The organism is Moorena sp. SIO2C4 (assembly GCF_010672485.1).
Classification (GTDB): Bacteria; Cyanobacteriota; Cyanobacteriia; order Cyanobacteriales; family Coleofasciculaceae; genus Moorena; species Moorena producens.
On record NZ_JAAHGN010000226.1, the window covers coordinates 1 to 8,510 of the forward strand.

At 44.9% G+C, this 8,510-nt stretch carries 11 protein-coding genes and 1 pseudogene; 1 reads left to right on the forward strand and 11 read right to left on the reverse strand.

Annotation, left to right across the window (positions count from 1 at the left end):
• Positions 1-149 precede the first annotated feature (149 nt).
• The 11 genes and pseudogenes from F6K20_RS14080 to F6K20_RS14130 form a co-directional block, all read right to left on the reverse strand.
• The gene (locus F6K20_RS14080) at positions 150-443 is read right to left on the reverse strand and encodes a TroA family protein (RefSeq protein ID WP_008190185.1); all 294 of its coding nucleotides are present in this window, start codon (positions 441-443) and stop codon (positions 150-152) included.
• 84 nt (positions 444-527) lie between these two features.
• Complete coding sequence (locus F6K20_RS14085) at positions 528-905, reverse strand: hypothetical protein (RefSeq protein WP_008190188.1); 378 nt, start codon at positions 903-905, stop codon at positions 528-530.
• A 163-nt stretch (positions 906-1,068) separates the two neighbouring features.
• Positions 1,069-1,356, reverse strand: a complete 288-nt coding sequence (locus F6K20_RS14090; RefSeq protein ID WP_287266084.1) for a hypothetical protein — start codon at positions 1,354-1,356, stop codon at positions 1,069-1,071.
• Between the two features lie 39 nt (positions 1,357-1,395).
• Positions 1,396-1,572 (reverse strand): hypothetical protein, encoded by a 177-nt coding sequence (locus tag F6K20_RS14095; protein WP_287266082.1) that lies wholly within the window; start codon positions 1,570-1,572, stop codon positions 1,396-1,398.
• A gap of 36 nt (positions 1,573-1,608) precedes the next feature.
• A complete protein-coding gene (locus F6K20_RS14100) occupies positions 1,609-1,848 on the reverse strand; it encodes a hypothetical protein (RefSeq protein WP_008190191.1) in 240 nt (79 codons plus the stop codon).
• A gap of 49 nt (positions 1,849-1,897) precedes the next feature.
• The gene (locus F6K20_RS14105) at positions 1,898-3,343 is read right to left on the reverse strand and encodes a PRC-barrel domain-containing protein (protein WP_287266078.1); all 1,446 of its coding nucleotides are present in this window, start codon (positions 3,341-3,343) and stop codon (positions 1,898-1,900) included.
• A gap of 555 nt (positions 3,344-3,898) precedes the next feature.
• Entirely contained in the window at positions 3,899-4,279 is a 381-nt protein-coding gene (locus tag F6K20_RS14110; protein WP_008190197.1) for a hypothetical protein, read from the reverse strand.
• A 79-nt stretch (positions 4,280-4,358) separates the two neighbouring features.
• Positions 4,359-4,586 carry a hypothetical protein gene (locus F6K20_RS14115; protein ID WP_044495330.1) on the reverse strand — a complete coding sequence of 76 codons (228 nt, stop codon included), beginning with the start codon at positions 4,584-4,586 and terminating at the stop codon, positions 4,359-4,361.
• Positions 4,587-4,701: 115 nt separating this feature from the next.
• Positions 4,702-5,478: pseudogene (gene rimK, locus F6K20_RS14120) on the reverse strand (30S ribosomal protein S6--L-glutamate ligase); the annotation flags it as partial.
• Between the two features lie 537 nt (positions 5,479-6,015).
• Positions 6,016-6,741 (reverse strand): glycoside hydrolase family 24 protein, encoded by a 726-nt coding sequence (locus tag F6K20_RS14125; RefSeq protein ID WP_081431898.1) that lies wholly within the window; start codon positions 6,739-6,741, stop codon positions 6,016-6,018.
• Between the two features lie 100 nt (positions 6,742-6,841).
• Positions 6,842-7,501, reverse strand: a complete 660-nt coding sequence (locus tag F6K20_RS14130) for an NAD(P)H-binding protein (RefSeq protein WP_008180003.1) — start codon at positions 7,499-7,501, stop codon at positions 6,842-6,844.
• Between the two features lie 512 nt (positions 7,502-8,013).
• Between F6K20_RS14130 and F6K20_RS14135 the strand changes: the two genes are divergently transcribed.
• Positions 8,014-8,510 (forward strand): DUF1997 domain-containing protein (locus F6K20_RS14135; RefSeq protein WP_287295042.1); only part of this gene is annotated, 497 nt, incomplete at its 3' end.

Genomic DNA, 8,510 nt, shown 5'->3' on the forward strand with positions numbered 1-8,510 from the left:
TGGTCAGCTTATTTGATTCAAAAGCTGTTCGATGTAGCCTGCCCTATAGGCATAAGCTAATAGCACCTCAAGTAGCACCATCTGTAGCGCTTAAACTGATAGCACCTCAAGTAGCGTGTGCGTAGCACATAAGCTGATAGCTTACTCAATTATTGATTTACAGCCCCACCTTTTGGACTATTTTCCGCTGAGGTCGCAGTCACAGGAGGGTTAGACTGATCAAAATTAGCCAAGTCTTGAAAAGCGTTGGCTAAAACCACTAGGGCTTGTTGGCGGTGCTTAACGCTTTCTTGTACTCCTTGGACTTGTTTTTCTAGTGCTGAAAGTTTTTTTTGGTTAGCTTCTAAGTCAGTTGCCAGATTCGATGGCACTTGGTTTTTAAGTTCAGATAGCTGACGTTCTAGCTGTTGAACTTGTTTTGCTATAGCAATTCTATCTCCCATGAGGTACAAAGGTATCCCCCGTTGGTCCCCCTTTTTAAGGGGGACTTTGAGGTTTATAACTGTACCTCATAAATTCAATCAACGCTATAGTTCTAATTCTCCCTGAGCCTCTTTCAATGACGTAATTTCTGTAGTTAGCTGCTTGAGCTGGGTATAAAAGAAATATCCTGTCCATGCTCCTGCTGCTCCCACCATCAAGATTAAAATCATCCAAATAGCGGTGAAGCGACCCATTTTTTTCTGTAGCTGCTTTGTTTCTTGCTCATGTTTCTTCTTATCGGACATGGCAGTCATTTGAAATTCCACCAATGCTTCAGCGACTTCTTCGATATGTTGCTGTTGGAGATTAGCAAGAGGATTGGCTGGGGTAACAACAGGAAGGGCTGTGTTGGGAAGGGCTTTGTTGTCTATAAAAAAATCGTTGATCGTGCTTTTTTCACTTAGATGATTGTTGTTAGACATGGCCTTGATTAGAAACTGTTTAGTGTTGAGGGTTGATAGCAAAGAGAACAGTGATTAGTTAGTAGGTAGTAGATAGTAGGTAATTTATGATCAACAATGGGCAAAATTAATTGAGTAATACTCTAGTGTTTAGTGTTTAGTGTTTAGTGTTAACCATCAATAATTAATAAAAAAAATACCATTTTAATTGAGTGGTTTTCCAGGAATTTACTGGTGCAAATTGCTGCTGCAACTGCTTGTAAGTCATAGCACCAAGGGGACTGATGGCAGCAATACTACCTCCTAGGATCACAATACTTAAAACCAGCAAGATTTGGAGCCGTTTCACTGAGGCTTCTAGGGCTTGCACCTCCTGTTGCAGCCCATTGATAACTCTAAGTGCTCTGAGGTCAGACCATATACTATCTTCTTGAAGAAATTCGCAATCGCTATTGTTGTCAGTCGTAATCATTGTTTGAATACTCCTTCAATAAAGGTTTCTTGCTACCTTCTAAGTGATTACTGAGTAAGCATTCAGCCGTTGGCCTACGGCCAACGGCTGAGAGCTGAGGGCTGAGAGCTGAGGGCTGAGAGCTGAGGGCTGAGAGCTGAGGGCTGAGAGCTGAGGGCTGAGAGCTGAGGGCTGAGAGCTGAGGGCTGAGAGCTGTTCGCCTAGGGTGCGTGGCACAGGCTTCTAGCCTGTGAAGTAGCGCATATGCTTACATTACTGATCAGCGATCATTAACACAGAGATGATGTTCTGCAGAGAGCTCTGTTTTTCTTTTCTCTCGGATGCAGCGGTTTCTGCTGGTGTTTGGGGTGCAGTTGCTTCTGGTGAACTCGGAGTAGGTTTAGACTGAGAGTTTTCATTACCATCAGTAGCTAGAGATAACAAAGATGCGATCGCTAAAATACTTAGCACCATTGCAAATTGTCTAGTTACCAGTATTGCAACTTGTCTCATGGTATTTTTCTCCTTGAGTTGTATAGACAAAACACGTTGCTCAAATGAGTTAGTGCTTAAGAGCTGTTTCGGCAGATTCTGGTTCAGAACTAGCTTTGAGTGTCTTGTCTTTCTGAGCAGCGTCTGTAGTAGTAGGGGAGTCAGCACTCGGCAACTTTGTCTTTACTTGAACTAGTTTTTCCTTAGCCTGGTCAGTCAGCTGTTTAGTAGTTTGTTGTGCTTGACCAGCAACCTCAGAAAACTTATTTTGCCTATTCTCCGCTACTTTTTTAGTAGTTTCTTGCACTTGAGTGGTGACATCAGAAAGCTTCTGTTGAGCATTACCAGTCACCTGTTTAGCAGTCTGTTGCACTTGAGTAGCAATCTCATAAAACTTCTCTTGGGCATTGCCCGCTACTTTTTTATTGGTCTGTTGTGCTTGACCAGCGACCTCAGAGAGCTTCTGTTGAGCATTACCAGTTAGCTGCTTAGTGGTCTGTTGTGCTTGACCAGCAACTTCAGAGAACTTATTTTGGCTATTCTCCGCTACTTTTTTAGTAGTTTCTTGCACTTGAGTGGTGACATCAGAAAACTTCTCTTGAACATTACCAGTCACCTGTTTAGTAGTCTGTTGCACTTGACCAGCAACCTCAGAAAACTTATTTTGGCTATTCTCCGCTACTTTTTTAGTAGTCTGTTGTACTTGACCAGCAACCTCAGAAAACTTATTTTGGCTATTCTCCGCTACTTTTTTAGTAGTTTCTTGTACTTGAGTGGTGACCTCAGAGAACTTATCTTGAGCATTACCAGTTAGCTCTTTAGTGGTCTGTTGCACTTGACCAGCGACATCAGAGAGCTTCTCTTGGGCATTCCCCGCTACTGTTTTAGCATTTTCTTGGACTTGAGTCGCTAGCCCCTGAGCCCCTTCCATCAGCCCCGCCATATCTTCCTTGGTTTTGGCGTAGTCATCTTTCAAGGATTCAGCCGCCTGAGCAACTTTTTGGTTGATGCCATCGGTATACTGCTCAGCGTTTTGCACCATCGCCTCGATCGCCATCACTCGTTTACCCCCCACACTAGCGATGGCGACAGGGGGAAGTCGGTAGGTGCCATCAGTGACACCACGCCAGCCCTTGGAGCCAAAGATATACTCAACTACCTTTCCAGTTTGGGGGTCGAATCTATAGTCCACCAAAGTACCTGCCTGATTCCCTCCGTCCGTCCACAACTGATGTCCCACAATCGATTCCACTGATGGGGGTTTTTTCGCTGCGGTTTCCGAGTCAAGGTAAACTAGAATGCTGTCGGAGCCAATCGCCTCAATTTCTGCCCAAGTAAATGACCGTTTTTTGCGACCCAGCAGTCCTGACTTGCAAACCAAACCCAAAACTTTATGAGCCATTGGGTCGAGCCACAGCTCAGCTACCCGACCAATTTCTTCAGTGTTTTGGCGATTCAGTACTATCCGGTTGATTACATCACTGTGCTTAATGGCAGTTTCTGATTGTGTGTTCATCAACGTTCTCCTTAGTTTTAAATCAGAGTTTTTAGAGCAAATCTGGTAGCATCGGAGTTGTTAACAACTGGCATTTGCCTCAATTGACTCTTTCGATCTCCTCCTCCCCTCTATAGTCACGACATTAGGCATCAGCTGGTTGTTTAGGCCGAAACAGAGTATTTACTTAGAAATTCGGCTCCTTTGATTAAGCTCTGATGAAAGATTAATCAAACTTTGTGAACAAACTGTGAGGATGCTAGTGGCCTTGGGCGCTAAAAAAGCTTTTGAATGACGGATATCAAAGCAACAACAGAATTCTTCTGTAAGCAGAAAATTGTCAACTGCTTGACCAGATTTGTAAACTATTGGGTTGGTGAAAATTCCTAACTCAAGGTGTAAGCATTCAGCCGTCAGCATTCAGCCATCAGCTTATTTTATCCAAAAGCTGTTCGGTGTCAGGATAGGCTGAGCCAGCGGTAAACTTTTCAGGACTTACGCATAAAGGCGTTTCTCGTACTTATGAGGTACACTCAATTTTATTCCCCCTACTCCCTACTCCCTACTCCCTGCTCCCTACTCCCTGCTGCCTTGCACTTGCTCCCCCAGCCACTTAGTAATTAGTTCTGGACAATTCTTCTTAAACCAACGCAGAGCAACAACTCTGAAGGCTGGTTTCGACATACGGGCAATTGATTTCATCATCCAGTTGAGGGAGCGAGATTGAAACTTTTTGTTGATCAGGTTGACTGAGCCGACATCGTAGAGGCAATCAAGGATGAGCTTCACGGTAGCTTCTTCCCTCTCTACTAAATGTTCCAGCAGCAGCAGGACATCATGCATACGCTCGTTTTGCATGCGCTCTTCTGCCAAGATTTTCGGCACCTCGACCAATGGTTCGGAAGATGTCATCATACTGGTGGTATCGATACTTGACTGTTCCAGGCTTGGATTCATTCCTGACACCCTAATCAATAATTTACCTATTTTCTAGTAACTATAACCTAGGATTGCGTCAAAATTGAATTGATCAGCATTAGGTACCCTTACACAAGCATTGGAAGAGTTTGCCACGAATCACGATCAAGCCCTTGATCATAGCTAGCGATCGCGCTTTTTTAGTAATCTGATTACTCATCTCATTTTTTCGGATTGCTTCCGGTAGGGGAAAAGAAATATAATCTGAGCATCCTAGTCCCAAGAAAGAGCAGAAGCAAGGATAGCTAATGAATAACCAGCCCATCCTCTCCCCATCATCGTCCATTTACCCTAGATAGCCAGTTAAGTTTGTAATCGCTGACTATCTCTACGGGGTCGGTCTTTCTCTGTAAAGGCTTGCTGAAAATTTAATCACAATTAAATCACAATTAAATCACAATTTAATACTTGATGCGATCGCGAACAGCTCCACTTCCAGGCCCACCTTTTTTCTCATTCGCAGCACTTTTTTCGAGAAATCCAATAATCTTCCCGGCCACATCCACCCCAGTCGCCTTTTCAATTCCTTCTAGTCCTGGTGAAGAATTAACTTCCAACACTAGCGGACCACGATGGGAGCGTACCATGTCTACCCCAGCTATGGGTAATCCCATGGCTTTAGCAGCACGAATTGCTGTGCTACGCTCTTCAGGGGTTAACTGGATTTTTTCTGCTGTTCCCCCTCGGTGTAGGTTCGAGCGGAATTCCCCTTCTGCTCCCTGTCGCTTCATTGATGCCACTACCTTACTATCAATCACAAGGCAGCGAATATCCATACCCCCTGCTTCTTTGATAAATTCTTGGACTAAAATATTGGCGTCTAAACAGCGATTGGCTTCAATAACGGACTTGGCAGCTTGATGGGTTTCTGCCAGTACCACCCCAATGCCTTGGGTACCCTCCAATAGTTTAATAACCAAAGGAGCACCACCTACCATCTCGATTAAACCGTCAATATCTTGGGTTGAATGGGCAAAGCCAGTTACGGGCAAACCAATACCTTCACGAGAAAGGATATGTTGAGAGCGTAGTTGATCACGGGAGCGGGAAATTGCCTGAGTTGGATTAGCACTAAAAACATCCATCACTTCAAACTGCCGTACAACAGCGGTGCCATAGAAGGTCTTTGATGCCCCGATCCGGGGAATAATGGCATCAAAGTTTTCTAAAGGTTTTCCCTGATCTAGCAGAAGTCAGAAGTCATTTGTCATTTGTCAGAAGTCAAACTCTTGCGCTTCTTGATGCAGTCGCTCATGGGGGAAACCCCCAAGACCGTAATGGTGCTTTTTCCGTTGGCGAATTAAATTCGCCACGGGTCGCACCTCTGCATCGCTTACAAAGGGTGTGAGACTAATGTCGATGTCCTAACTGCCCTGGCGACTGCTATACTTGAGGTGATGCGCGAATAAGCGATGCAGCAAGGGAACAGGGGATTTCCCCCACTCGCGCTTGGGATCTTGACAACAGGTAACCATTTGTTTAATCTGAGTTACGGAAAGCACCTCAAGCAGCTTGAGCCTTGGCCGTTGGCCACGCTACTTGAGGTGCTCACGGCTGACGGCTGATAGCTGAATGCTTACGAATAGGGAATAGCGATGCATCGCTACCTCCTACTCCCTAAAATCCAGGACGAAAGTACCTCACCAAATTAATAAATGCTATAAAATGCTATAAAATTGCATTTGTCCTGCAAGCCTGCAAGTATGCATCAATGATTAGCGGTTTAGTTCTTCCTCAATCATCCGTTCATAAACCTTTGGCAAGTGCTTACTCATGCTATTCGTTTCTATGCCATAACCTAGACTTGTCCAAGTACCGGACAACCGCCGCAAAACTTTATCTAAATTTCCTTGCCGCAATTCTTTGGGAATATCCATCCCCCAGGCTCTACTATCCTTGAGCCAATCGTGAACCACAGCATCCTGGAAGTGTGCCTCAAAGCTATACTGCTTCCAAAACAAAAAGCCTGAGGGTCTGGGGTGATAGCTTTGTGCCTTTGCTTTCCAGGTGATATCAAGGAACTGATACCGTCCCGCCGCTGTGCTACATTTTCCAACATTAGGACCAGCGACTATGGGAACACATATTTCAGGATGACGCCTTAAATCAGAAACGTGTTGACCCCCATAGATAATCGTGTAGGGTTGGGGGTCATTAGCTTCACTAGCGGTGATAGTACGCATTAGGGCGCGAATGTAAGGATCTCCCCCCCTCATCACTAAGGGAGGGGTGCCGTGAATACTGGTAGGATAATCAGATAGCGTACGCTCAACCGGGTAGTAAGCCCATCTATTAAAAACATGTCTGAGATAAATCCCCAATAATAAGCTCACTATCGCTAAGGCTGAAATATTGTAAAATAAGCCTTTGAGTGTAAATTTATAGGAAGTATTTGGAAATCCTCTTAACTTTCCGTACTTCTGCCGGGGTGATGAAGACACTCAGTTGACTAATCCTTACTAGTGTTAATAGTGTGAACTTAATAGTGTTCACAAAATGCGATTGACGGAACGTCACGCTACGCGAACGCTCAACACTCCCTCAACCTACGTCAGCAAATAGCTGTTCCCAGCTGTGATCGGGAGCTTCTGCTGAGCTAACCACTTCTACTATTTTATTCCGAGCTTCCGGTTCCGACAGCGCCTCAACACAAACTTCTGCTACTTTGGTGCGAGGTATGCTACCTTCAAATAGAGTATCTGCGCCAGACATGACCATCGGCTCTGAGTTGTCTTCGTTTCTGAGACCACCTGGTCGCACAATAGTGTAAGTCAAGCCACTTTTTTGGATATATTCCTCTGCTTGCTTCTTCCAGACCAGAATCAGCCAGAATAGGTTGAGGGGATGGAAAAACTGGGGCACACAGAGGGAGGAAACCAATACAAAGTGTTCTACCCCTTTTTCCTTAGCACCATCTACTAAATTTTTAGTCCCTTCGTAATCCACCTTGTAGGGTGCGGTTGGGTCAAAGCTAGGGCGAGCCTCACTGGCGCACAGCACTACAGTACTATCTGCGATCGCGGCACGGATACTCTCGGGTTTGAGCACATCCCCCACCACTAATTCTGCTGCTGGTGGTAATGTTTCTTGAGCGTACTCTAGATTTCGCACTAAAGCCCGTACAGGAATATCACGCAAAACGAGTTCCTGTACAATCCGCTTTCCTGTTTCTCCTGTTGCTCCAGCTACACATGCTTTCATAGCAATTTCCGTACAATTCACCTAGTAGCTTAGCTAGTTTACCAGTTATTCTGAGTGAAAATTAAACTAGGCCATTCAATCGAGAATTATTGGATTTTGTCTTGATGCAATAGCGAGTGGGGGAAACCACGGCAGTCGCTCATGGGGGAGACCCCCAAGACCGCGCTGCCTCCCCAAGACCGCGCTGCATCGCTTCCGTAAACCCCAACCTCTCGGTTGTATAAGTTTCATGGTCATGTGTTCTTCGCTTTCTGGGTCGATCTAATTAAAACCTGCTATAGTCAGTGATCTAATAACTGATCTAATAACTGATCTCGCATCACCAGAAACCCAGCTAGATCAGTCCCCCAAACTTTACACTTGTTTACATAGCTCAACTTGTTTGTGTCCGACTCCTGATTAACTCAGCCAGAGGAGTAGGATAAGCAAGAGCGACCCATGGACATTTCTCAACTAGGCTCTCAACTAGTTTCTGAACTAGTCACAAGGCAATCAAATGAAGAGGATGATGTATGCGATCGCATTTTATTAACCATCAGTCAATTGAGGCAAAACAGGTGGATTTGAATACTACTGCTATAAAGGCCGACACTGACCCTATTGTTCCATCAGCGTCTTACTCAGGTAGTGAGCCGACTCGGTTTCAGTGTCATTTTCAAGACTGTATGGAGATGTATGCTTCAGCTGAGCAAGTAAGTGCCTATCTAAATACTCACCAGGATTGGTTTTGTCGCTGCGCTCATCCGATGAAAGTAGAACTGCTCACAGACAATGGCTATATTTTGACCATTGGTAGCTTTGGCGCATTTGGCTATAAGGTTGAACCAAAAATCGGTTTGGAATTGCTACCTCAAGACGAAAATTCCTATCAGATTCGGACAATCCCCATCCCGAATCACGTCAGTCCAGGCTATGAGCTTGATTTCCAGGCATCTCAGACCTTAGTAGAAGTACCAGCAAGGGAATATTTTCAAGAGCATCAGCTGGAATCGCAGTCCATACCATCAGC